This window comes from Providencia sp. TYF-12, assembly GCF_041344805.1.
Classification (GTDB): Bacteria; Pseudomonadota; Gammaproteobacteria; order Enterobacterales; family Enterobacteriaceae; genus Providencia; species Providencia huashanensis.
Map to the genome: position 1 here is coordinate 4,027,094 of NZ_CP166833.1, position 24,550 is coordinate 4,051,643.

23 protein-coding genes are annotated in these 24,550 nt (G+C 39.8%); 13 read left to right on the forward strand and 10 right to left on the reverse strand.

Annotated features, from left to right (window positions below; translation table 11 throughout):
* Positions 1-59 precede the first annotated feature (59 nt).
* From glpC to glpA, 3 genes are read right to left on the reverse strand one after another with little or no spacing between them, the layout of a single operon-like run.
* Positions 60-1,253, reverse strand: coding sequence for an anaerobic glycerol-3-phosphate dehydrogenase subunit GlpC (gene glpC / locus ABE954_RS18855; RefSeq protein WP_048606099.1), 1,194 nt, complete (start codon positions 1,251-1,253; stop codon positions 60-62).
* Positions 1,250-2,545, reverse strand: coding sequence for a glycerol-3-phosphate dehydrogenase subunit GlpB (gene glpB / locus ABE954_RS18860; protein WP_129466451.1), 1,296 nt, complete (start codon positions 2,543-2,545; stop codon positions 1,250-1,252). Before glpB ends, glpC begins: the two co-directional genes overlap by 4 nt.
* The gene (gene glpA / locus ABE954_RS18865; RefSeq protein WP_042846352.1) at positions 2,535-4,193 is read right to left on the reverse strand and encodes an anaerobic glycerol-3-phosphate dehydrogenase subunit A; all 1,659 of its coding nucleotides are present in this window, start codon (positions 4,191-4,193) and stop codon (positions 2,535-2,537) included. Before glpA ends, glpB begins: the two co-directional genes overlap by 11 nt.
* 439 nt (positions 4,194-4,632) lie before the next feature.
* Here glpA and glpT point away from each other — a divergent pair, with 439 nt between their 5' ends.
* On the forward strand, positions 4,633-5,982 hold the full coding sequence (gene glpT, locus ABE954_RS18870) for a glycerol-3-phosphate transporter (RefSeq protein WP_042846353.1): 1,350 nt from the start codon (positions 4,633-4,635) through the stop codon (positions 5,980-5,982).
* Between the two features lie 104 nt (positions 5,983-6,086).
* Positions 6,087-7,154: a glycerophosphodiester phosphodiesterase gene (gene glpQ, locus ABE954_RS18875; RefSeq protein ID WP_166684950.1), complete on the forward strand. Its 1,068-nt coding sequence runs from the start codon at positions 6,087-6,089 to the stop codon at positions 7,152-7,154.
* 67 nt (positions 7,155-7,221) lie between these two features.
* Here the strand turns inward: glpQ and epmA are convergent, their stop codons facing one another.
* Positions 7,222-8,199, reverse strand: a complete 978-nt coding sequence (gene epmA, locus ABE954_RS18880) for an elongation factor P--(R)-beta-lysine ligase (protein ID WP_042846358.1) — start codon at positions 8,197-8,199, stop codon at positions 7,222-7,224.
* An 821-nt stretch (positions 8,200-9,020) separates the two neighbouring features.
* On the opposite strand from epmA, the gene frdA reads away from it, so the two are divergent.
* From frdA to ABE954_RS18905, 5 genes are all read left to right on the forward strand, one after another.
* Positions 9,021-10,817 carry a fumarate reductase (quinol) flavoprotein subunit gene (frdA, locus tag ABE954_RS18885; RefSeq protein WP_129466454.1) on the forward strand — a complete coding sequence of 599 codons (1,797 nt, stop codon included), beginning with the start codon at positions 9,021-9,023 and terminating at the stop codon, positions 10,815-10,817.
* Positions 10,810-11,544: a succinate dehydrogenase/fumarate reductase iron-sulfur subunit gene (locus ABE954_RS18890; protein WP_004258616.1), complete on the forward strand. Its 735-nt coding sequence runs from the start codon at positions 10,810-10,812 to the stop codon at positions 11,542-11,544. The genes frdA and ABE954_RS18890 overlap by 8 nt, the downstream gene beginning before the upstream one ends.
* Positions 11,545-11,558: 14 nt before the next feature.
* Positions 11,559-11,954 (forward strand): fumarate reductase subunit FrdC, encoded by a 396-nt coding sequence (gene frdC / locus ABE954_RS18895; RefSeq protein ID WP_042846360.1) that lies wholly within the window; start codon positions 11,559-11,561, stop codon positions 11,952-11,954.
* 15 nt (positions 11,955-11,969) lie between these two features.
* The gene (frdD, locus tag ABE954_RS18900; protein ID WP_042846361.1) at positions 11,970-12,323 is read left to right on the forward strand and encodes a fumarate reductase subunit FrdD; all 354 of its coding nucleotides are present in this window, start codon (positions 11,970-11,972) and stop codon (positions 12,321-12,323) included.
* Positions 12,324-12,675: 352 nt separating this feature from the next.
* Positions 12,676-13,074, forward strand: coding sequence for a hypothetical protein (locus tag ABE954_RS18905; RefSeq protein WP_042846363.1), 399 nt, complete (start codon positions 12,676-12,678; stop codon positions 13,072-13,074).
* A gap of 58 nt (positions 13,075-13,132) precedes the next feature.
* Here ABE954_RS18905 and tetR read toward each other — a convergent pair whose 3' ends face one another.
* The gene (tetR, locus tag ABE954_RS18910; protein ID WP_000113092.1) at positions 13,133-13,735 is read right to left on the reverse strand and encodes a tetracycline resistance transcriptional repressor TetR; all 603 of its coding nucleotides are present in this window, start codon (positions 13,733-13,735) and stop codon (positions 13,133-13,135) included.
* A gap of 80 nt (positions 13,736-13,815) precedes the next feature.
* Here tetR and tet(59) point away from each other — a divergent pair, with 80 nt between their 5' ends.
* The 3 genes from tet(59) (at position 13,816) to ABE954_RS18925 (ending at position 16,036) form a co-directional block, all read left to right on the forward strand.
* Positions 13,816-15,018 (forward strand): tetracycline efflux MFS transporter Tet(59), encoded by a 1,203-nt coding sequence (tet(59), locus tag ABE954_RS18915; protein WP_226693168.1) that lies wholly within the window; start codon positions 13,816-13,818, stop codon positions 15,016-15,018.
* 79 nt (positions 15,019-15,097) lie between these two features.
* Positions 15,098-15,679, forward strand: coding sequence for a TetR/AcrR family transcriptional regulator (locus tag ABE954_RS18920; RefSeq protein WP_129466456.1), 582 nt, complete (start codon positions 15,098-15,100; stop codon positions 15,677-15,679).
* 180 nt (positions 15,680-15,859) lie between these two features.
* Positions 15,860-16,036 (forward strand): hypothetical protein, encoded by a 177-nt coding sequence (locus ABE954_RS18925; RefSeq protein WP_166686606.1) that lies wholly within the window; start codon positions 15,860-15,862, stop codon positions 16,034-16,036.
* A gap of 54 nt (positions 16,037-16,090) precedes the next feature.
* Here the strand turns inward: ABE954_RS18925 and ABE954_RS18930 are convergent, their stop codons facing one another.
* The 4 genes from ABE954_RS18930 to ABE954_RS18945 are packed head-to-tail and all read right to left on the reverse strand — an operon-like array spanning position 16,091 to position 20,101.
* A complete protein-coding gene (locus ABE954_RS18930) occupies positions 16,091-17,275 on the reverse strand; it encodes an MFS transporter (RefSeq protein WP_166686605.1) in 1,185 nt (394 codons plus the stop codon).
* A gap of 53 nt (positions 17,276-17,328) precedes the next feature.
* Complete coding sequence (locus tag ABE954_RS18935; RefSeq protein WP_166686604.1) at positions 17,329-18,093, reverse strand: hypothetical protein; 765 nt, start codon at positions 18,091-18,093, stop codon at positions 17,329-17,331.
* 16 nt (positions 18,094-18,109) lie between these two features.
* Positions 18,110-19,300 carry an MFS transporter gene (locus ABE954_RS18940; protein ID WP_166696488.1) on the reverse strand — a complete coding sequence of 397 codons (1,191 nt, stop codon included), beginning with the start codon at positions 19,298-19,300 and terminating at the stop codon, positions 18,110-18,112.
* A gap of 39 nt (positions 19,301-19,339) precedes the next feature.
* Entirely contained in the window at positions 19,340-20,101 is a 762-nt protein-coding gene (locus ABE954_RS18945; RefSeq protein WP_166686602.1) for a hypothetical protein, read from the reverse strand.
* A gap of 206 nt (positions 20,102-20,307) precedes the next feature.
* Here ABE954_RS18945 and ABE954_RS18950 point away from each other — a divergent pair, with 206 nt between their 5' ends.
* Positions 20,308-20,526 carry a helix-turn-helix transcriptional regulator gene (locus ABE954_RS18950; protein ID WP_166686601.1) on the forward strand — a complete coding sequence of 73 codons (219 nt, stop codon included), beginning with the start codon at positions 20,308-20,310 and terminating at the stop codon, positions 20,524-20,526.
* A gap of 74 nt (positions 20,527-20,600) precedes the next feature.
* On the opposite strand, the gene sugE is transcribed toward ABE954_RS18950, so the two are convergent.
* Positions 20,601-20,915 (reverse strand): quaternary ammonium compound efflux SMR transporter SugE, encoded by a 315-nt coding sequence (sugE, locus tag ABE954_RS18955; RefSeq protein WP_125890504.1) that lies wholly within the window; start codon positions 20,913-20,915, stop codon positions 20,601-20,603.
* Between the two features lie 268 nt (positions 20,916-21,183).
* Here sugE and ABE954_RS18960 point away from each other — a divergent pair, with 268 nt between their 5' ends.
* Complete coding sequence (locus ABE954_RS18960) at positions 21,184-22,092, forward strand: EamA family transporter (RefSeq protein ID WP_042846373.1); 909 nt, start codon at positions 21,184-21,186, stop codon at positions 22,090-22,092.
* A gap of 361 nt (positions 22,093-22,453) precedes the next feature.
* Positions 22,454-24,547 (forward strand): pyruvate/proton symporter CstA, encoded by a 2,094-nt coding sequence (gene cstA, locus ABE954_RS18965; RefSeq protein ID WP_371025657.1) that lies wholly within the window; start codon positions 22,454-22,456, stop codon positions 24,545-24,547.
* The last annotated feature ends 3 nt before the right edge of the window (positions 24,548-24,550 follow it).

The window sequence follows — 24,550 nt, forward strand, 5'->3', positions numbered from 1 at the left end:
TATGACTAGGGGTCGCGAATAAAGCTAACAACGCCACAGCGCGAAGTATGACGAGAATTTTATAATGCGCGTGCTAAGAGCGAAATAGGATGCTCACACTTTTTGCTTGTCGACATTTCAATCTGCCATTTACATGTTTCACAGTCAGTGATCACCATATCGACACCACTGTCTTCAATTTGGCGGAACAGGCCTGCCCCAATACCTTGAGAAACTTCATAGTTTTCTTTTTTAAAACCATAAGTCCCAGCAATACCGCAACACTGTGAATCCAGTACAATCAACTCAACACCGGGTACTCGTTTAATCAGCTCTAATGTGTAGGAAGTCCAGCCCATTTTTTCCATATGACAAGGTGTATGATAGGCTACTTTTAATGGGGTATGTTTCAACTTAAGTTCACGCCCCTCTTCCAGTAGGCGATAAATATAGCGTGTTGCCAGCTCAATATTGTCACGCATCTTAGAAGTATCAACATCAAGAACATGGGTATATTCATCGCGAATAGTAAACGTACAGGTGGAGGATGTTGCAACGACTGGAATATGCTTTTCAAGGATAGTTTCTTGCAATGATTCTAAATTCACATTAGCTTGGCGTTTCGCTTGTTTCATAAAGCCATTAGCAATCAATGCGACACCGCAGCATTTTTCACGTTTAAGAAGCTGTACCCCAATGTTCATACCATTAAACACTTTAATCAGGTCTTTACCTAATTGAGGATGGTTGTAATTTACATAGCAACCATGAAAAAATGCCACCTGTTCTTCAAATTTTGCTTGCTCCGCAGCCTGTTTGGAATACCAACGACGGAAAGTCCCAAAAGAGTATTTTGGTAACTCGCGACGATGGTCGATTTTCAATGCCTTATCTAATATTTGGCGTACAGGTTTCAGGCCAGTGATCGTATTCACAACAGGTGCAAATGGCGTTGATAACGACCCCATTAAATCAGTATGGCTGAGGATAGCATCCCGGATTTTCGGTTTTTGCTGGCTATAAGTGTTGCGCGCACGTGCAATAATGTCACCAATTTTAACATCTGAAGGGCAAGCAACCTCACAACGCTTACAGTTAGTACAATATTTCAGCGCTTCATCATAAAGCATTGGGTCTTTTAAGCGTAAACGCTCGCCATCTGGACCTGCTTGTTTTGGCCCTGGGTACAATGGATTAACTTTTGCAACAGGGCAATAAGTAGTACACACCGTGCATTTAATACAGCTTTCAAAGCTCGTATCGAGAATACTCATTGTGCCACCTCCGCCTGCATGGCTTCATTTTTACTTATTTCTCCAATAATTTCATTTGCAGCAAATAATGCGCTAATCATTGAAACCCCAGCGCCACATCCTTGGGTTAGTGGATCAAAACCACCTAATACAGCACCAGCAACATAAAGGTTGTTAATGGTTACGCCCCCTTTTTGAGCACGCAATTTACCATCTGTTTTTACACCAAAGGCCATATATGGCTGAGAGGCAAAAAACTGTTTATTTGTCCATTTGGCACGTTCAGAAATATCACACAAATCTAATTCCATAAGTGGCTCATAAACGCGGTCAAACTCAGCTACCAAGCCATTATTAAAAAAGCTGCCGGTGGCTAAAACAAAGTGTTTTGCTTTTAAAGATATATCGCCGTGATTGCGTGTTTGAATAGATTCAACTCTTCCATTAATACAATTCACTGAAGTTACCTTGTCCCCAGGCATAACGATACCGCCTTGGCGACGAAATTGACGTAATAAGCATTCATGCAAGCGAATCCCCAACAAGGATGGTGGCAATGTTGGCAATAAATACAGGGGCTTACCTAACCTTCTTTGTAGCTCTAATACTGGTTCCTCACTATCAAGACCTATGCAAGCGGGCAAAAATACGGCTTCCGCATCAACAACTAAAGGCGAAATCTCCTCAATAATTTGCGTCATATTTTCGGTTCTATCTAACCAACGAGCAACATTGACGGCTCGAAATTCGCTTGGGTTTTCTCTTAAACGATCCAATAGTGGCAAGTGCACATAATGGGCGCTTGCTGATAGCCCTTCACGCTGCAATTCATCAGCCACCATCTGTGGTTGAAAATCCAAAAAACCTTCAATCCCCACAACCGCAATTTTGCCTATATCCATTTTTTGATGTAAAGAAGCTGTAGGAACAACCTCAGGGCTTAACCATGTCATACGCTTATGACCCAATGGTGTGATGCGATAATGATTTTCTTCACAAGAGCCTTTTAAACGAATACCAGTTTGTTGCAGGATAGACTCTGCCATTTGCGCTAATACAGCAACTTGCGCCTCCCCTATCAAACTATAAGGGTGTGTTGGCGCTTGTGCTTTCAGTGCGCTTAACATCGATAAGGGTTTTTCAGCGACTTGTCCATCAGGTAAATGAGTTAATAAATCGAGTGAACCGGAGGAAAAATGTAAGGCATTTTGCCCTGCGCTCACAATGGCGCATGACAAACCTGATTGAGTGAGGCGAATACCACAAAGTAACCCAGCAAGGCCTCCCCCCATAACAACAGCATCATATTTCATTATCCGCCTCCTCCTTCTGAGGTGCTTTAGCCAGCGTTGCCTCATTCATACCGCACAAACCGTGATAAACCCAACTGGTAAACTCGCTTTCACGTAATGCATCACCCCACGCAATTGGACGAATGCCTTTCCAACGTTCATTTAAGAAATGACCTAGCTGTTGCTCAGTTTCATGGGGCGTTGTGACATTAAAGCGATTTAACAGCCCTGCGGCACGACAGGCGCATAATTCTCCTTGGCAAGTTCCCATTCCCACACGAGTACGGCGTCGTAAATCAAGTAGATTATTTACTGTTAGTGAATTAACAGCATAACGAACTTCGCCAGCAGTCACCGCCTCACATTCACAAACTAAACTTTTATCTAACCTATCAGTGCTTAAAATCGCAGAAGCACGATCTCCATGACGATAAACTGCAGAGCCGCGAATAGGAGCTGGAATTGAAACAACATTGCGTAATGCTTCTTCCGCGCTATGTTGTGAGCCTGGAAGCGCCGCTTCAGCAGTCGTACACTTCTCATTATGACCTAACTTTTCACAAACCTTATCGGTAGCCCATTCAGCCATCAACCGATAAGTCATTAATTTACCGCCAGTAATAGTGATAAACCCTTCCAAGCCATCACGTTTTGCATGGTCTAACAATACGATCCCTCGGCTTACATTACGCCCTGAAGGGTCATCATCACTAGCAACTAATGGGCGAACGCCTGCATAAGCACGCAAAATGCGCGTTTTCGCCAGTGCGGGGGATAACATAGAGCCTTCGCGGATCAAAATATCCACTTCTTCAGGCGTGACATACATGTTATCAATTTGGTCATATTCAATATGAGTTGAGGTGGTGCCGATCAAGGAAATAGTATCACCAGGCACAAGAATATCGGCGTCCGCAGGCTTGCGGCAACGGTTTATTACCATATTGTTTAATCGATGACCTAAAATCAATAAAGCCCCTTTTGCGGGGAACATTTTAATTTTTAGATCGCCATATTCTGCAATTTTTTGCCCCCAAATTCCCCCCGCATTAACAACAATTTCCGCATAAATATCGTATTGTTTTTTTGCTTGATGGTCATAAACGGTAACACCGCGCACAGTATCCCCGTTACGAATGAGGCCAATAACCTCATGATAAGTTAATACCTTAGCGCCATGCTCTCTAGCATCAAGCATATTCGCTGCGGTTAAACGAAATGGGTCAACAGTTCCATCTGGTACACGAACTGCCCCAATAAGCTGAGGGTTAACTGAAGGTTCAAGACGGATGGCTTGAGCAGGGTCAATTGCTGTTGCATCGATTCCGGCTGCTTGGCAGGCTGTAATAAACTTTTGCTGATAGTCTAAACTATCCTCAGGTAACGTAATGAACAAACCATCTGTGCGCTCAATACAATGATGCGCAATGCGTTTCAATATTTTGTTTTCTTCAATACATTCTTTAGCTGATTCACTGTCCGTTACTGCATAACGTGCACCGCTATGTAGTAAACCGTGGTTACGTCCTGTCGCCCCCGTTGCAATATCATGCCGCTCAAGTAAAACCGTTCTTAGACCTCGGCGAGCGCAGTCACGAGCGACTCCTGCACCTGTTGCGCCACCACCAATTATGATGACATCCGTTTCAGTCACAGATGAGCCATTCATGTCGCATTCCTCACATTAATAAACATTTCTATAATCAGTACAAGTATAGATTCTATTTTTATAATCTATTACTAAATATAGACCAGAAATGCGACGAATGTTTGATAAGGAACAAAAACGAAAGTGATTGGTACATTTTTAGCGTTGAAAACAACAAATACGTGATGTAAATCACAAAATAATTAACAATTATGGTTCCATTCTATTCACAAATGTCATTTACTATGCAACTTCATAAACAAAATCAATAATTGTGCGTTGGATTACAGATAAATTGTTTTCTAACGACTACAATTTAGAGCAATTAAGAAAATAAAAACTCTTAAATTACTCGATTATTTTCGTTTTTGTTACTTCACCAATAATAAACACTCAATGATTTTCTTAAAAAGAGAAGGAATGAGTGAATAAATAATTTAGCATGCCATCGGAGGCGTATATGTTAAGCATTTTTAAACCAGCACCTCACATACAGAGGCTGCCAGCTGACAAGATAGACCCTGTCTATCGTAAGCTTCGCTGGCAGATCTTCATGGGTATTTTCTTTGGTTACGCAGCGTATTATCTAGTCCGAAAGAACTTTGCGTTAGCGATGCCATATCTTGTTGAACAGGGTTTTTCAAAAGGTGACCTTGGTTTCGCATTATCCGGTATTTCAATTGCCTACGGCTTTTCTAAATTTATCATGGGGTCATTCTCTGACCGTGCAAACCCGCGCTATTTCTTACCCGCAGGTCTGATCCTCGCCTCTTTAGTCATGTTAGTTATGGGCTTTGTACCATGGGCGACTTCTAGCATCATGGTCATGTTCGTTCTATTGTTCCTTTGTGGTTGGTTCCAAGGTATGGGTTGGCCTCCATGTGGGCGTACAATGGTTCACTGGTGGTCACAAAAAGAACGCGGTGGTATCGTTTCTGTTTGGAACTGTGCCCACAACGTTGGTGGTGGTATCCCGCCATTGCTATTCATGTTAGGTATGGCATGGTTTAACGACTGGAAAGCTGCTCTGTATATGCCTGCATTGGCTGCTATCCTTGTTGCGATTATCGCATTTGCATTAATGCGCGATACACCACAATCTTGTGGTCTTCCACCTATCGAAGAATACAAAAACGACTATCCAACAGACTATAAAGAGTCTGATGAACAAGAGCTAACCGCAAAAGAAATCTTCATGAAGTATGTCTTCCCTAACAAACTGTTATGGATGATTGCGATTGCCAACGTATTTGTTTACTTATTACGTTACGGTGTTTTGGACTGGTCTCCGACTTATCTGCGTGAAGTAAAACACTTCGCTATGGATAAATCTTCATGGGCCTACTTCTTATATGAATACGCAGGTATCCCAGGAACACTTCTGTGTGGTTGGATGTCGGATAAAGTTTTCCGCGGTAACCGTGGTGCAACAGGTGTGTTCTTTATGACCTTAGTAACCATCGCAACTATCGTATTCTGGATGAACCCAGCGGGTAACCCAAATATTGATATGGCCTGTATGTTGGTCATCGGTTTCTTAATTTATGGCCCGGTGATGTTAATTGGTTTACACGCACTTGAACTGGCTCCGAAAAAAGCGGCAGGTACAGCAGCAGGCTTTACTGGCTTGTTCGGTTACCTCGGGGGTTCAGTTGCGGCAAGTGCTATCGTCGGTTACACCGTTGACTTCTTCGGTTGGGACGGTGGCTTCGCTGTCATGATTGGTGGTTCAGCATTAGCGGTTGTTCTACTGTTTATCGTGATGTTAAGCGAAAGCAAACATAAACGTGAATTAGCAAACTCACAATAAGCATTCATCAAATGTTCATTGTTAATCGCTAGACTCGTGGGCTATATCAAAAAATGATGTAGCCCATTTTTTTTATCCAATTAAAGTGCCAAGGAGATATAATCATGAACTTTCCATTAAAAACATTGGTGGCAAGTATGGTTTTAGTGATGTCAGTGTCTGCCGTAGCTCAAGCTTCAGGTAAAGTCGTCATTGCACATCGTGGTGCAAGTGGTTATTTACCCGAACATACTCTACCCGCTAAAGCAATGGCTTACGCACAAGGTGCAGACTTTCTTGAACAAGATTTAGTCATGACAAAGGATAACGAGCTTGTGGTGTTACACGACCACTATCTTGATCGGGTTACAGATGTCGCCGAACGTTTTCCAAATCGTGCTCGCAAAGATGGCCGTTACTATGCGATAGACTTTACGCTGGATGAAATTAAATCGCTTAAATTCACTGAAGGGTTTGATATTGTTGATGGCAAGAAAGTCCAGAGTTACCCGAATCGTTTCCCAATGGGTAAATCAGACTTTCGTGTTCATACATTTCAAGAAGAAATTGAGTTTGTTCAGGGCTTGAACAAATCCACAGGTAAAAATATTGGTATTTACCCAGAAATTAAAGCACCTTGGTTCCATCAACAAGAAGGGAAAGATATCACTAAAAAAACACTAGAGGTGCTAAAAGCATATGGCTATACCAACAAAGACTCTAATGTTTACCTACAATCGTTTGACCCAAATGATCTAAAACGGATTAAAAACACATTGATGCCTGAAATGGGGATGGATCTTAAGTTAATTCAGTTGATCGCTTACACGGACTGGAATGAAACTCAAGAACAAAAACCAGATGGTACTTGGGTTAACTATAATTACGACTGGATGATGAAACCTGGTGCAATGAAAGAAATTGCCACATACGCTGATGGTATTGGCCCTGATTACCATATGCTAATCGATGAAGAGTCTACCCCAACTAATATCAAAGTGAATGATATGGTAAAAGAAGCCCATGAAAACAAAATGGCAGTTCACCCATTCACCATTCGTGTCGACAAGCTACCTAAATATGCAAAAGATGGGCAGCAGCTTTATGACATCATCTATAACCAAGCAAATGTTGATGGTGCCTTTACCGACTTCCCTGATTTAGGCGTTAAATTTCTAGAACAACAAAAATAACTTTTATTGGTTGTAAAACAATAATGCAGCCATCTGGCTGCATTATTAGAAACGGTTTATTTCGCTGTTACGCAATAGTAACGGGGAACGCGATGACATCGCTAATCTTTTCTGCATTTAATGCCATCATGATTAACCTATCAACCCCAACAGCAACGCCTGAGCAATCAGGTAAGCCGTGCTCAAGCGCTGACAATAAATGCTCATCAATAGGCTGAATAGCTAACCCCATTGCCGCACGCTTACGGTTATCTTGCTCAAAGCGTTGGCGCTGTTCACTGGCATCGGTTAATTCATGGAAGCCATTCGCTAATTCCATCCCTTTGTAATACACCTCAAAACGCTCTGCTACCCGGTGATCTTCTGTGCTAATCACAGCTAACGAAGCTTGAGTCGCCGGAAAATGATAAACCACTGCCGGCCTTTCTTTACCAATATGAGGTTCAACCCCCATGGTAAATAACAACTGCAATAAGGTATCTTTATCTTCTTCGTTATCAGCGATATTGCTTAAATCTAAGCGTGCAGCGACTTCTCGTAACTCACTTTTCTCTGCTGAAAGTGGGTCAATATCCAGATAACGTAAAAATGCTTGCTGATAAGAAAGCAGCTCGGCACTTTCGCATTCTAAAACCTGTTGTAATAAGTCATCAACTTCATTGATTAAACGGTACATATCGAAATGTGGGCGATACCATTCAAGCATGGTAAATTCAGGGTTATGGTGCCTCCCCGCCTCTTCATTTCTAAAGCTTCGACCTAATTGGTAGATAGGCCCACTACCCGCAGCGAGTAAGCGTTTCATATGATATTCAGGGCTTGTCATCAAATATAAATTCAGCCCCTGTGCGGCTCCAGGGCCAACAAAACGCGTTTCAAATGGAACAAGATGAATGTCAGTTACAGTTGCCTGACTCATTGCAGGTGTTTCGACCTCAAGTACACAGCGATCAGTAAAAAAACGCCTGATTTCCGCAATAATTTTTGCGCGCTGTAGCAGGTTAGCGATGGGGGCGGTTGGCTGCCAGTTCGCTATATCACTCATGAAGATGACTCCAAAATAAACTTAGTCGTGCAGTGTACCCACCTCACCTGCAACACACAATGAATTTACACTGATAAAGCATAATTATCTGGGTAAAAAAACATGATTGCTTACGGGCCGTGTTAGACACTAAAGGTGAGTAAAGAGATGCTGATTATCACCTGCTTTACACGATTAGGCAAAGTCTTTACTTTTTAGTAGAAATGGTACCGCTTGTACTAGAATGAACAAAAGAATAAAAAGAACACAAAACATGATTATTTCTTATGTTATGTGACACAACTGTTAATAAAAAAACGAAACGATTCGCTTTCTCAACTTATTTTAGAAATTAAACAATAAAATAAAATTTATCTGCAAAATAAATAGTGAAGCCGCTCGCAAATAAATATTCAATATGAATTAAAATATTCAGCGATAATAACAATATTATTCACTTAAAGTTGATAAAACCCGAGTATTCCACTTGGTTTTATATACTATAATAGTATGTAAATTTAATGATAATTATTTGAAATTCCTTTTTATTCACTGTTAACAAACTAAAAAAACATAAAATGTAAAAACAATTTATAAAAAGAAGATCAAGATCACACTTTATTGCTAATTTTGGCTAAAACCCCCCTCTATATCAAATTTATCTTGGGGACTATTCGTTATAATTCACAGCATGATAAGTCATTATTAGCTATTATATTATTTACTATTAAAAAACAGATATTTTGTCGTTTAGCCCAAAGTTAAATGACAAATGACATAGCTAATTATCAAAAGTATTTAAAAGAATTTATCAATTTACACTTGAACAATGGAGAAGCGCAGTGCAAACCTTCAATGCCGATTTAGCGATTATCGGGGCCGGGGGCGCAGGCTTACGTGCAGCAATTGCTGCCGCTGAAGCAAATCCCAATATCAAGATTGCTCTGGTCTCAAAAGTATACCCAATGCGTAGCCACACAGTGGCCGCAGAGGGGGGATCAGCTGCAGTTACTCAGGCTCATGACTCCTATGACTATCATTTTAATGATACTGTTGCTGGTGGGGACTGGCTGTGTGAGCAAGATGTCGTCGATTATTTCGTCGAACATTGCCCTACAGAAATGACCCAACTAGAACTATGGGGTTGCCCGTGGAGCCGTAAACCAGATGGTTCAGTTAACGTCCGCCGCTTTGGTGGGATGAAAATTGAACGTACATGGTTTGCTGCCGATAAAACCGGCTTCCACATGCTCCATACGTTATTCCAGACATCATTAAAATATCCGCAAATTCAACGTTTTGACGAGCATTTTGTTCTAGATATCATTGTCGATGAAGGTCAAGCTCGTGGCCTTGTTGCACTTAACATGATGGAAGGCACCAAAGTTCAAATCCGTGCGAACTCTATCGTTATGGCAACAGGTGGGGCTGGTCGTGTTTATCGTTACAATACCAACGGTGGTATCGTAACAGGCGATGGTATGGGGATGGCATTTCGCCATGGGGTTCCACTACGAGACATGGAATTCGTGCAATATCACCCAACGGGTCTGCCAGGTTCAGGTATCTTAATGACCGAAGGTTGCCGTGGTGAAGGTGGTATCCTTGTTAATAAAGATGGCTACCGTTACTTGCAAGATTATGGAATGGGGCCAGAAACACCGCTCGGCAAGCCTGAAAATAAATATATGGAACTGGGCCCTCGTGACAAAGTTTCTCAAGCCTTCTGGCACGAATGGCGTGCAGGTCGCACCATTAGCACACACCGTGGTGATGTTGTGTATCTGGATCTTCGCCACCTTGGTGCAGAAAAACTGCATGAGCGTTTACCATTTATTTGTGAATTGGCGAAAGCCTACGTGGGTGTTGACCCAGTCACAGACCCTATTCCTGTTCGCCCAACGGCTCACTACACCATGGGTGGTATCGAAACAGATCAAAATACTGAAACCCGTATTAAAGGCCTGTTTGCAGTGGGTGAATGTTCGTCTGTCGGCTTACACGGCGCAAACCGTTTAGGCTCTAACTCACTCGCTGAGCTAGTAGTATTTGGTCGCTTAGCCGGTGAACAAGCTGCCCGCCATGCTGCTGAGGCAACGCCAGCCAATGCAAATGCTATCGAAGCCCGTACTCGTGATATCGAAGCTGACCTCAGCAAGCTCATGAACCAAAAAGGGAAAGAGAGCTGGTCGAAAATCCGTGATGAAATGGGAATTTCGATGGAAGAAGGCTGCGGTATCTACCGTACTCCTGAATTAATGCAAAAAACGGTTGATAAGATTGCTGAACTGAAAGAACGCTTCAAAAATGTCGAAATTACCGACCATAGCAGCGTCTTTAATACTGACCTACTGTACACCATTGAATTAGGCTTTGGCCTTGATGTGGCGGAATGTATGGCTCACTCTGCAATCAACCGTAAAGAATCACGTGGTGCACACCAACGTTTAGATGAAGGCTGTACTGAGCGTGATGATGTGAATTTCCTTAAACATACTTTGGCATTCTATAACCCTGAGGGCTCCCCTCGTTTAGAATACAGTGATGTGAAAATCACGAAATCTCAGCCAGCTAAACGTGTTTACGGTGCCGAAGCTGAAGCTCAAGATAAGGCGAAGAAGGAGCAAGCTAATGGATGATATGAAACACCTAAAAATGGAGATCATGCGTTACAATCCGGAAACGGATAGTGAACCCCATTTGGTGACGTATGATGTCCCTTACGATGAGCAAACTTCTTTGTTAGATGCGTTAGGCTATATCAAAGATAACCTTGCTCCAGACCTGTCTTATCGTTGGTCTTGTCGTATGGCTATCTGTGGTTCTTGTGGCATGATGGTAGATAAAGTCCCTAAACTGGCTTGTAAAACCTTCCTGCGTGAATACCCACAAGGTATGAAAGTTGAGCCGTTAGGTAACTTCCCAATCGAGCGTGACCTTGTTGTTGATATGACTCACTTTATTGAGCGTTTAGAAGCAATCAAACCCTATATTATTGGGAATGATCGCAAACCATCTGAAGGCCCAAATAAACAAACGCCTGCACAGATGGCTAAATACCATCAGTTCTCAGGTTGTATCAACTGTGGTCTGTGCTATGCAGCTTGCCCACAATTTGGACTGAACCCAGAGTTCATCGGACCAGCCGCGATCACATTGGCAGAGCGCTACAATTTAGATAACCGAGACCATGGTGCGAAAGAGCGCATGACCTTGTTAAATGGTGACAACGGTGTCTGGAGCTGTACGTTTGTAGGCTACTGCTCTGAAGTCTGTCCTAAGCATGTCGACCCTGCAGGCGCTATCCAGCAAGGTAAAGTTGCCAGTGCGCAAGACTTTGTTATCGCCATGCTGAAGCCACGATAAGGAGAATTGAAGTCATGACTACGAAACGTAAACCCTATGTCAGAGAAATGAAGGGCGACTGGTGGCAAAAGCTCGGTTTTTACCGCTTTTACATCATGCGTGAAAGCACCTCCGTTCTTCAGGTCTGGTTCAGTATTTTAGTTCTGTATGGGGTGTTTGCGCTTAAAAGCGGTCCTGAGTCTTGGGCTGGCTTTGTTGGTTTTTTAAGTAACCCAATTATTCTTATTATTAACATCATTACGTTAGCTGCAACGCTGCTACATACCACAACGTGGTTCAACCTTGCACCTAAAGCTGTCAGTATTATTGTTAAAGATAAGAAAATGTCTGATGAGCCTATCGTTAAAGGCTTTTGGGCTGTCACGATTGTCGTCACTGCGGCAATTTTAGCTATCGCATTGTTATTTTAATCGAAGGAGAATCTGATGAATCTAACGCCTAAACGTTCCGATGAGCCGATTTTCTGGGGGTTATTTGGTGCTGGTGGTATGTGGAGTGCTGTAATTGGCCCCGCAATTATCATCCTGTTAGGGATTTTAATTCCACTGGGTGTCGCACCAGAAATGCTTAGCTATGAACGCATTATGGCATTTTGCCAAAGCTTTATCGGCCGCGTTTTCTTATTACTGATGATTATTCTGCCAGTATGGTGTGGTATGCACCGTATTCACCATACACTGCACGATTTTAAAATCCATGTCCCTGCAACTAAATGGGTTTTCTATGGCGGCTCAGCGATCATTAGTGTGATCGCAGTTATCGGTGTTTTCACTCTGTAATTGCGAACCTAACAAAATATACATACCCCATTAGCTATTGAGTAATGGGGTATTTTTTATTTAAATAGTGGCATTTTTAAATCATCGATGAATATATTCATCCATCGCTTATAAACAATAAAACCTTCTATTTTTACGCCAATACACCCTTTTAGCCACCTTAAACTGCATAATTCCCAAGCTAAAAAACATTCAGAATAACCTGAAGTTAAATCAAAACCTTACTTGCTATGATCAATAATACCTTTTAGAAAAGTCATTAATTATCAAATATCAATGTATTAATCATACCCCTCTAAGAATAAAGGATAGCATTCACACATTCTTTATTTTTATGTTAGGAGAAATTTAAATGGAATTTAAAACTCTATTTGTTGCACTATTAATTTCGAGTGCATTCGTATTACCCGCACAGGCTGATTCCTTTTCTGTTAAAAAAGAATCTTCCAACCAAATGCCAACCGAAACAGAGTTGTATAATGATTGCATAAAGTCTAATACTTACAGTTACTTACCAACGCCTGGTGAACCCCAGTCTTCCGTAAATAAAAAACGTGCGAAAAGAAAAGCAGCCGTAGAGAAAAAATGTAAATGTGTGGCTCCACGCGAATATAAGCTGTTAAAAGATATAGTAGGAAATGACCTCAATTCTTTTACGGCAAAAATGCAAGCCGATGAACAACTCGCGATGGCAACAGCTAAAAAATTGGTAGAACAAAAACGCCAAATTGAAAAACAATGTTCTAAATAAATCCATCACTCGCACAAATCCCCCCCTATTGTGCGAGCCTAAAAACACAGACACCTTATCACTGCTTTTCGAAACCATTAATCAATGCTTCTAAACCAAATAAAAAAGCCTCTGTGCCATCATCTTGATCCATAATTTGCAAAGCATCTTTTAATAGTCGAGGCATCGTATCATCTGCTATTTGTTGCCTATCATTAAGTGCTGCGATATGTTCTTGCTGCTCTAACACAGAACCTAACGTAAAATGACCAACCGCGCTTATGGCATATAACCCACATTTCAATGAAAAACCATTGTCCACCATAAACTGCAACTGCATTTCTACTGTGTCATATTGGTCTGAACTCGGGCGAGTCCCTAAATGCACTTTTGCGCCATCACGGTAACTTAATAATGCATCACGAAAGCTCAATGCATTATTACGTAAAAATTGTTGCCACGTTTCCCCAACTGCGGGTAATGAATGGCGATGATTGCGCTTTAGCATTTCAACAGATAATGCATCCAACAATGTGCGCTTGTTCTTCACATGCCAATATAGTGTAGGCTGCTCTACGCCCAGTTTTTGAGCTAGTTTTCGCGTTGTCAGCCCTTCCATTCCCACTTCATTTAGCAACTCTAATGCCACTGTGATGATGGTTTCTTTATCTAATCGCGCCATACTGCCCTCTCTTTTTTTCTATTGACACTCTATCACTGATAGGGATATATTCCAACTCTATCAATGATAGAGAAAAAACGATGAATAAATTTGCGATCACCGCTTTAACAATCACCGCCCTAGATGCTATGGGGATCGGCTTGATCATGCCTGTATTGCCTACATTGTTACGTGAATACGTGTCGGCTGAAAATTTAGCAAATCATTACGGTATCCTGCTGGCACTGTATGCCATCATGCAGGTTTTTTTTGCTCCTCTACTTGGCAAATGGTCTGATAAATTCGGGCGCCGACCAATATTACTACTATCCCTTGCAGGCGCTGCTGTGGATTACACTTTGCTTGCATTATCTAGCTCACTTTGGATGCTATACGTTGGGCGATTAATTTCTGGAGTGACTGGCGCAACAGGTGCGGTCGCCGCTTCTGTTATTGCTGACAATACTGCTTCACAAGAGCGTACTAAGTGGTTTGGACGCTTAGGGGCGGCTTTTGGTATCGGGTTAATCGCTGGCCCTGCAATTGGCGGCTTTACAGGGCAATTCTCAGCTCATCTTCCTTTTATTATTGCTGCCATTTTAAATGCGCTCTCTTTTTTAGTTATTATGTTGATATTTAAAGATAATAAAATCAAAAATACTGAAAAAAACACCACAGAAACAGCAGAAAATTCGCGACCTTTCCTGCAAGTGATCAAGCCAGTCATACTATTGTTATTTATCTTTTTTATGACTCAAATGATAGGGCAAATTCCAGCAACGACATGGGTGTTATTTACGGAACATCGTTTTCAATGGGGCAGTATGGAGGTCGGCCTATCTTTAGCGGGGTTAGGCATCATGCATGCCTTGTTCCAAGCATTTGTAGCGGGCGCAATCGCCAAGAAATTCAATGAAAAAGTGACGATTATTGTGGGCTTTGTTGTTGATGGAGCAGCATTCATTATTTTGTCATTATTGACAAAGGGTTGGATGATTTACCCTACATTAATCTTACTCGCCGGCGGCAGTATTGCGCTACCAGCCTTACAGGGGTTAATGTCAGCTCAAGTCAATCAAACTAACCAAGGTAAGCTACAAGGCGTTCTAGTCAGCTTAACCAATACGACGGGGGTGATCGGCCCATTATTATTTAGCTTTATTTTTGGTCAAACACTGGCAAGTTGGGATGGCTGGATATGGATGATTGGTGCGATAATGTATGTTTTATTGATTGTATTTATTTTATCTTTTTATAGAAGCACCAAAAAGATAGTTAAAATAGCGAAGCTATCAGCGAGCTAAGTTTTAGCATATCAATATTAAGTGCTATGATACCCCTATCAGATTTGCTTTTAGCACAAGATATTAAGAGACAAACCCTATGACATTACCCCCTAAAAAACCAAGAACAAAACCTGCGGAAGAAAGGCTAGATGACCTAATGAATGCAGCGGAAAAACTGTTTCTTTCTAAAGGGTTTGTGAGTACCACCGTCAGCGAAATTGTTTTATCAGCTGATGTAGCAAAAGGGACCTTTTATCATTATTTTCAATCTAAAAATGATATCATGGAAGCCCTGCGCACACGCTATATGGACTGGTATTTAGGCCATATTCAAACGGCTTTAGATAGCCAAACAAGCGCCTGTGAAAAATTAAAAGCATGGTGCGAAAATAGCGTCAAATACTATGTCGAAAAACAAAATATTCACGACATGTTATTTCATGACGAATACCACGGCCGCAGCAATGATCATGAAACCCGTGCCGTTGAGCAGATTAAAACTATTTTAGCTTTTGGCGAACAAAACAAAGCATGGCCAGAGTTGCCTAAAGAATTGATGTCGACAATGATTTACCATTCGATGCATGCTGCGGTTGATAATTTATCGACTAGCACCGAATACAATCAACATAATTTAGGCCAAATCCTCTACCAGCGCTTTAGCCAACTTCTAAAATAATTTAGCCATCCATGCAGTGATACCTCGCTGCATTTCTCATATTTTTCCTTCTCTTACATTATCTATTTTTATTTAGATATCAAACTATTACTTAACTCCCTTTTTTATAGGCTCATTACACCTCATCATTTAAATGCAAATGATTATTAATTATATTGACCGACGGTCAGTTTACGATCTATGCTAGCGAAACTAACAGATGACCAAATTTATCTACGCAACTACGGTAAGCGAGCCCTAATGCGTGGAGGTGCATGGTATTCACGAACTAGTGCAGGTATTGATGCCCTGTGCCTTAGTCACACTGAACACCATAAAAGTACGACAGTAGGAGCTAGAAGAGCTTGGATACTCTAGTCTGTAAATTAATATTGCTAGCCCCCATAGAGGGACTAGCAAAAATAATAAAGCCTAAATCAGCTTAGGCTTTGGAAGCCAAACCGTAATAAAATATGAAAGCCCACAAACCGCAATAAATAGCCCAACATAACCTAAGTTAAAGTGACCTAAATAACCGACAACTAGAGGAGTTACCCCCCCGATAGAGGCAGAAGCGCTATTATACCCAACGCCTAGTATTGTTGTCTGCCCATTAGATTTATCCATCACTACGGCTGATAAATTACACAATATCATCGCTGAATATGTGGACATAACGACCTGAGCGAAAAAGACTAGAAGTAAATTATCTAGCTGCAAGGAAAAATAGAGTGGTACTGAAAGCAATACCATCCCAGTAACTCCCATATTAAAAACAGATTTAGCTGAACTATATTTATCGGTTAACCAACCACATATCAGTATAAAAATTAACAATAGACCGGATGAGAATATTTCATAAAAATTTTTTATCTCATCTATCTTTAATTGTTCAATAATTAATGAAGTTGATAAATTTTGAGAGTAAAAAGTGACAGTTCCAGGGATAGTAAATAAGAAAACCCCAAAAATGTGGTGCCAACTGAACACTATTTTTCTGTTTAATTCATTTTTGTAATCAGGTAATTTAGCTCTAAACCAAAAACTAATTAAAATATTAACTAAACCAATTAACAATGGGATTCTCCAGCCAATTGATTGCATCATTTCTTCAGAAAATGTGTTCTTTAACACCCAAACGATAGCTAATGATGCTATTACGCCACATAAAGAACTACCAACAATAATTGATGAAACTCTGGATTGAATATTCCTATCTAAATCGTTAAATAAATAAGTGATTAAAGAAGGATATTCCCCAGCGAAACTGAAAGAAAGTGCTAATTGCAAAATTAATATTACTAATGGTGTATAGTTTCCTAACAATTCAATGGGTAACAGTGCCATCATTAATGTTGCCGTGCCTGTTATCAGGCTTGTTAATATCAAAGCGGATTTTTTCCCTACTGTATCAGCATACCGGCCAATAACATATCCCCCAAATGGGCGGATTATAAAACGCAATGCAAAGATACCCCATACCATTTCTGTCGCTTGGGAATAACCTAGTTTAGTTAATTCCATACTTAAATAAGTAGATATTGCAGCAAAAACTGCAATATCATAGTATTCCAAAGCATTACCAGCAACCACACCAAACCTGAATTTCCATTTCATTGTTTATCCCTTTTCTATTAATTTATTCCCTTATAGAAAAACATCCTATATATTTAAGGGTAACTCACCAGAGACTCCAAACACGCAAGGGTAATACCATTTTCTTTTAATGCCTGAAATAAACCACCAGGTGAAGTATAAGAGCAACCTAATTTTTCTTTAATACGTTGAATACGTTTATTTTCTGTCGCCTCTGAACAACCTTGAATATAACTAATTTCCTTTACTCGGCAATGTGATAATAATAAACGAATCGTTGTCATTTCTTTACGAGTAAAACGAATATTACCAAATCGCATATAATGGTGAGCATCTAAAATATCCCTATTATTATCTTCAATTTGTTGAGGTAAGCTTATGTCTGCCCTAAGCGGTAAAATAATATTTTCATTATCTTTCCAGATATGTTGGGAATAATCAGAAATAACAGCCCTTAATTTATAGAGTTCTAATAATTCATTACATGAAAATTTTTTCCTTGAATTTATTGATGTAATTTCATATATACCACCATATTGAGTGCAAAAATCAACTTTCATTTCTTTCTTATCAGTTTTAGATAATGTTTCTTGAAATGCGGAAGAGTAATTATTCCAATATTGAATACCGGGGGTTAATCGTTCCTTTACTTTTTTATCTAGATCATCATCCCAAAATATTAAAACCCACTCATAGTGACTTGAAATAACTTTTACCTCGTTATTTCTTACATCCACTCTACTGTAAGTAACATCTAAATCATTCCAATCGAAATACTTTAAAAACTTATCACCAAAACCCGAACAAGAGAGCTCTAGGTGTTTATTTTCTATATTCATACATCCCCCTTTAAATTTAAATAGCTAACAATTTTTTTTTACTCAATAACAATGAAGCAAATAGAGTTAATGAACTCAACGAAACAAAAACACCAACCAAGGAAACATCAATGATAACTAAGTAATTGATAATTAATGGCGTTAACCCGCCTATGATCGTCGATGAAAGGTTATATCCCATGCTTAAAGTGGTAACTTGTCCATTGGCTGGTTTTGTCATCGCATAATTCCAATTGCATAAAACCATCGCTGAAACAATAATAATTGACGATTGGGAGATAAGTATTAATGATAAAACCTTAGTCGACATTAGGTAATAAATAGGAATTGATAATATGGCAGCTAGCTTTACCCCTAAGTTAAACACCTGTTCAGAGTAACTGTATTTATCGGTTAACCAACCAATTATTGCCATTAAAACTAATAATAAAGTTGATGATATCATTGAATATATACTTTTAAATTCTTCTAATTCTAACTCCTTAAGTAAAAATGAAGATGAAAAATTTAAGGTATAAAAAATAACCGAGCCAGGAATAACAATCAGTAAAATATTAAATGCCTTAAGCCAATCTATTTTTTTCCCCCCATCATACTCAATGGGTTGGTCTGGTAAACGATAGCGAAACCAAAAACAGATCAGTATATTACCTAGACCTAATAGTAGTGGTATCCTCCACCCCACCCTTTGCATGGTTTCAGGGTCTAATATATTTTCGAGAATTAACACGACCCCTAACGAGCCAATAACACCAACAACCGCACTTCCGGTTAACAACGCCGAAATTCTACCTCGTTCTTGGGGTTTAGAATCTTTATATAAATAGGTAGACAGTGATGGGCTTTCACCCGCATAACTAAAAGATAACAACATTTGAAGAAATAAGATGACTAAAGGCGTATATGCCCCTAAGAATTCAATTGGCAGAAATGCCATACACAATGTAGCGCTACCTGTAAGGGTACTTACCAAAATCATTGCCGGTTTTTTACCGACTTTATCTGCATAACGGCCAATCACATACCCTCCTAATGGCCGTATAAGAAAACGTAAAGCAAAAATCCCCCACACCATTTCCGTTGCTTGCTGATAACCTAGGCGAGTTAATTCTGCACTTAAATATGATGAAATCGCTGCAAAAATTGCAACATCATAAAATTCTAAGGTATGCCCTGCTACAGCGCCAAAACGTAATTTCCATTTCATAAAATAATTTTACATCCCTATATAAAACAAATAGTTAAATTAATTAATAGGCATTAATTTTTCTAAACTTGCTAATGTAATCCCGTGTTCTTTCATTACCGAAAAACATTCCTTTTGAGATACCATTTCACAATTTAATTTTTTCTTAATATTATTAAGCCTTCTATATTCTTCGTCCTCCGAACAGCCTTGAATACGGCTAATTTCCTTTATATTTCGATGGGAAAGCAACAAACGGATGGTTAATGCTTCTTTGTTTGAAAATGATAACTGACCAAAACGTATAAAATTAGGAGTTTCCTTCCCCCTACAAATAATAGGTTCAGGTTCATCTAATTCAATTTTTTGGCGTAATGGTAATGCAACCGTTTTATTTTCAGACCATTGTTTATATGCATATTCAGAAACTATTGAACGCCATTGATACAATGTAAGTAAATGTTCATATGGGACTTTATGATTCGCATTAAGTGAAAATATCTCAAATAAGTTATTGTATCTATTACAAATGTCTATTTTTTTATTACCTTTATCTAATTTGGTTAAAATTTTCTGATATGCATCGGAATAATTACACCAATATTGAACCCCAGAAAATAACCGTTCTTTTAATGATAAATCCATATCATGGTGCCAATAAATTAATTGCCATTCATAATCACTAGATAATGTATATATATTCCTTTCATCAACATTAATAACCGTATAATGGATATCAATATCATTCCAATCAAAATAGTTGTAAAGATCTAATTTTACTCTAGCACTTATTTTTTCTATCTTCCTGTTTTCTATATCCATAAAAATCACCTTGTAGTTATTTAAATAAAAATAAAGATAATAAAAACGTTGAATAAATATCTTTAACACATAAAAGTAAATATTCAAAGACCAAAATTTAAAGGTATTTAAAATTAAGAGTTATTTTTATATCTTTATATCTCTATTGAGTTAAAGCTCATTAAAATAATTTAAATTATATTTATATATTAACTATTGGAGATCATATGAAACAAGATTGGCACTCGGCTGATATTATTGCAGCAATAAAGAAAAAAGGGTCTTCTCTTTCACAAATATCACGTTCAGCAGGGTTAAATTCATCCACATTGAATAATGCACTTTCAAGGCGCTGGCCTAAAGGGGAGAGAATTATTGCGGAGTTTCTGGGGGTACCAGCAGAGGAAATTTGGCCATCCCGTTATGTCGGCAAACAAAAGGGATAGTTTTATTTATGCCCAAGCAATATATAACAATAATAAAGCGGGTAAGATGAAAACTACCCGCTTGTTTTAAATAGTTAACTCGACACTTTTAAGCCAATTAAACCCGTAATAATCAAAGCTAGGCTTAATAAACGGAACATATTCGCTGATTCACCCAGGAAAATAATCCCAACAATTGCAGTACCAACAGCACCTATACCCGTCCAAATTGCATAGGCAGTTCCTACTGGTAGGTCACGCATGGCGTAAGCTAATAACCCCATACTGGCGATAATCGCAATAATGGTAATAATACTGGGTGTTAAACGCGTGAAACCATGAGTGTATTTTAACCCTACAGCCCATACTACTTCTAATAAGCCTGCAAATAAAAGAATGATCCAAGCCACTTGGGTTACTCCCGTTAATTACTCGGGGCCGTCCCCATATTTGAATGACGTTTATTCAGGTCGTCCTGAATACGTGTGATGTGTGAATACATTATAAACCTTCGTTAGCGCTGACTCAAGCCACGAAAAATAACAAATAAGCGCAAATCAACCATAAAATTCAACATTTTTATACCGTTTTTTATTATTAAGCATCATAACCATCGCACTCAAAATTATACACATGTAAAGTAGATGTTTAATCTGGCAAGTTAATCGAGAAAATAGCATGAGTCTCAGAGACATCTTACTCGCCCTTTGTGTGGTGGTTATTTGGGGTGTTAACTTCGTTATCATTAAACTCGGCGTTACCGCACTTCCGCCGTTATTATTAGGTGCATTACGCTTCATGTTTGTGGCCTTCCCTGCTATTTTTATTTTTAAGCGCCCCAAAATTCCGCTCAAATTATTACTTCTCTATGGACTTACCATCAGCTTCGGTCAATTTGCCTTCTTATTTTGCGCGATTAGAGTGGGTATGCCTGCGGGTATAACCTCTGTCATATTGCAATCCCAAGCTTTCTTTACCCTATTACTTGGCGCAATAATTTTAAAAGAATCATTGCAACCGACTCACTTCATCGGCATGTTTATTGCCATAATAGGGTTAACCATATTAGCCAATGGGGCAACCGCTGGTGGATTAGATGATATACCGCTACTTGGGCTAGCCTTTACACTGATCGCGGGGCTTTCTTGGGCTTGCGGTAACATTACTAATAGGATCATTATGCAACATAAAGGGGCTGAAAAATGCAGTGCCTTGTCCTTAGTAAGTTGGAGCGCGCTAATCCCTATTATTCCATTCTTAATAAGTTCTTGGGTTTTAGAAGGGGAAGATGCCATCGTAGACGGACTTACTGGTTTTAATTGGTCCATATTTGGCGTTATTTTATATCTTGCTTATTTATCTACTTTTGTTGGCTATGGGCTATGGGGGATCTTACTTGGCCGCTATGAAGCGTGGCGAGTTGCGCCATTCTCTTTGCTCGTTCCTGTATTTGGTTTAAGCAGTAGTGCTTTATTCCTTGATGAACATATTAATGGCATACAAATCGCCGGGCTTATTTTAATTATGTTTGGCTTAATTATAACGCTTTTTGGTAAAAAAATTATTCTCAGCCTAAGGCATGCTTAAAGTAGCCGATTTAATTACCGAGAGTTTTATCTTTCGGTAATTAAATCCCCCCTCATAAAGCATTTTATTTCTGACTATTATTTAGTTCAAAAATCCACACTAAATAAAACTTATGGTTTAATTAAAAAAAATAGCAAGTCTTTAGCTTAAAATCCGATAAAATCCAGTCGCTAATGATAAATTAGTGAAGCTCACTGCAATTATAGAATTGTTCTCACAATTTCCAATAGGTGTCTCGTTTTAGCTACTTTTCCTTTAACTTAAATTAGCTATATCTTCCTTGTTCTACTTAAATAAATAGTAATTAAGTAACATTTAAATAGATAACAAAGCGCTGTTAACTGAATAAATGGGGATGGCTATGGGTAAACAATTAATTTGGATTGTACTCGCTTTACTTGGTGCATTTTCACTAGGTTATATTGCCTTAAATCGCGGTGAACAGATCAATGCTCTGTGGATTGTTGTTGCTGCAGTATGTATTTATCTCATTGCATACCGCTACTACGGGCTATTTATTGCGAAAAAAGTATTACAAGTCGATTCAACACGTATGACGCCTGCAATTCGTCATAATGATGGGCTCGACTACGTACCAACAGATAAAAAAGTATTATTTGGTCACCATTTTGCCGCTATTGCTGGAGCAGGCCCTCTTGTTGGTCCGGTTCTTGCTGCCCAAATGGGGTACTTACCGGGTATGCTCTGGTTGTTAGCAGGAGTAGTACTGGCAGGGGCTGTACAAGACTTTATGGTGTTATTTGTTTCGACGCGACGAGATGGGCGCTCTCTTGGAGAGCTAGTTAAGGAAGAAATGGGTAATACAGCAGGTGTGCTGGCATTAATTGCATGCTTTATGATCATGGTGATTATCTTAGCGGTACTGGCCATGATTGTCGTTAAAGCGCTAACCCATAGCCCATGGGGAACTTACACTGTTGCTTTCACTATCCCATTAGCCATTTTCATGGGGATTTATACTCGTTATATCCGTCCTGGTCGTATTGGCGAAGTATCGATTATTGGGTTAATTTTCCTTGTCTTTGCCATCATTTCTGGAGGGTGGGTTGCTGAAAGTGAAACGTGGGCACCTTATTTTGATTATACTGGTGTCCAATTAACGTGGATGTTAGTGGGGTATGGCTTTGTTGCTGCGGTACTTCCTGTTTGGTTACTCCTTGCTCCACGAGACTACCTTTCTACCTTCTTAAAAATCGGTACTATTATTGGCCTTGCTATTGGTATTTTGATTTTAAATCCTAATCTACAAATGCCATCACTAACGAAATATATTGATGGTACAGGCCCCGTTTGGGCAGGGGATTTGTTCCCATTCTTATTTATCACTATTGCCTGTGGTGCTGTTTCTGGCTTCCATGCGCTGATTTCTTCAGGCACAACGCCGAAAATGTTAGCAAATGAAAACCAAGCCTGCTTTATCGGTTACGGCGGTATGTTAATGGAATCATTTGTTGCCATCATGGCGCTAGTCGCAGCTTGTGTGATTGACCCAGGTGTGTATTTTGCCATGAATAGTCCAATGGCAATGTTAGCCCCCGCCGGTACACAAGATGTTGTTGCCTCTGCGGCTCAAGTTGTAAGTAGTTGGGGTTTCCAAATTACGCCTGAGCAGTTAAATACAATAGCTCATGAAGTCGGTGAGAGCAGTATTATCTCACGGGCAGGAGGAGCACCGACGCTTGCTGTCGGAATGGCCTATATTTTACACGGTGCACTTGGTGGGTTGATGAATGTCGCCTTCTGGTACCACTTTGCTATTTTATTTGAGGCGTTATTTATTTTAACTGCAGTTGATGCAGGAACACGTGCCGCACGTTTTATGCTGCAAGACTTGCTTGGGGTGGTGTCACCGTCACTAAAACGAACAGACTCACTGCCTGCAAACTTAATAGCAACCGCACTATGCGTACTGACATGGGGATATTTCCTGCATCAAGGTGTTGTCGACCCTCTGGGCGGGATTAACACACTATGGCCACTATTCGGTATCGCAAACCAAATGCTAGCAGGTATGGCATTAATGCTCTGTGCTGTGGTACTGTTCAAAATGAAGCGTCAACGATACGCATGGGTTGCATTGATACCAACAGCTTGGTTATTGATTTGTACTATGACAGCTGGTTGGGAAAAAACCTTTAGTGAAGATGCTCGTGTTGGCTTCTTAGCTGTTGCAAATAAATTCCAAGCAATGATTGATAGTGGAAATATTCCAGTTCAGTACACCGAATCTCAACTCACGCAGTTGATTTTCAATAACCGTTTAGACGCTGGCTTAACTATTTTCTTTATGATTGTTGTGGTATTACTAGCTCTTTTCTCCATCCGCACTGCGTTGAAGGCCTTAAAATCTGACCAACCAACTGCGAATGAAGTACCCTACGAGCCAATGCCAGCCAACTATGAAGAAATCGTGGCAAATACACGACATCATTAATAC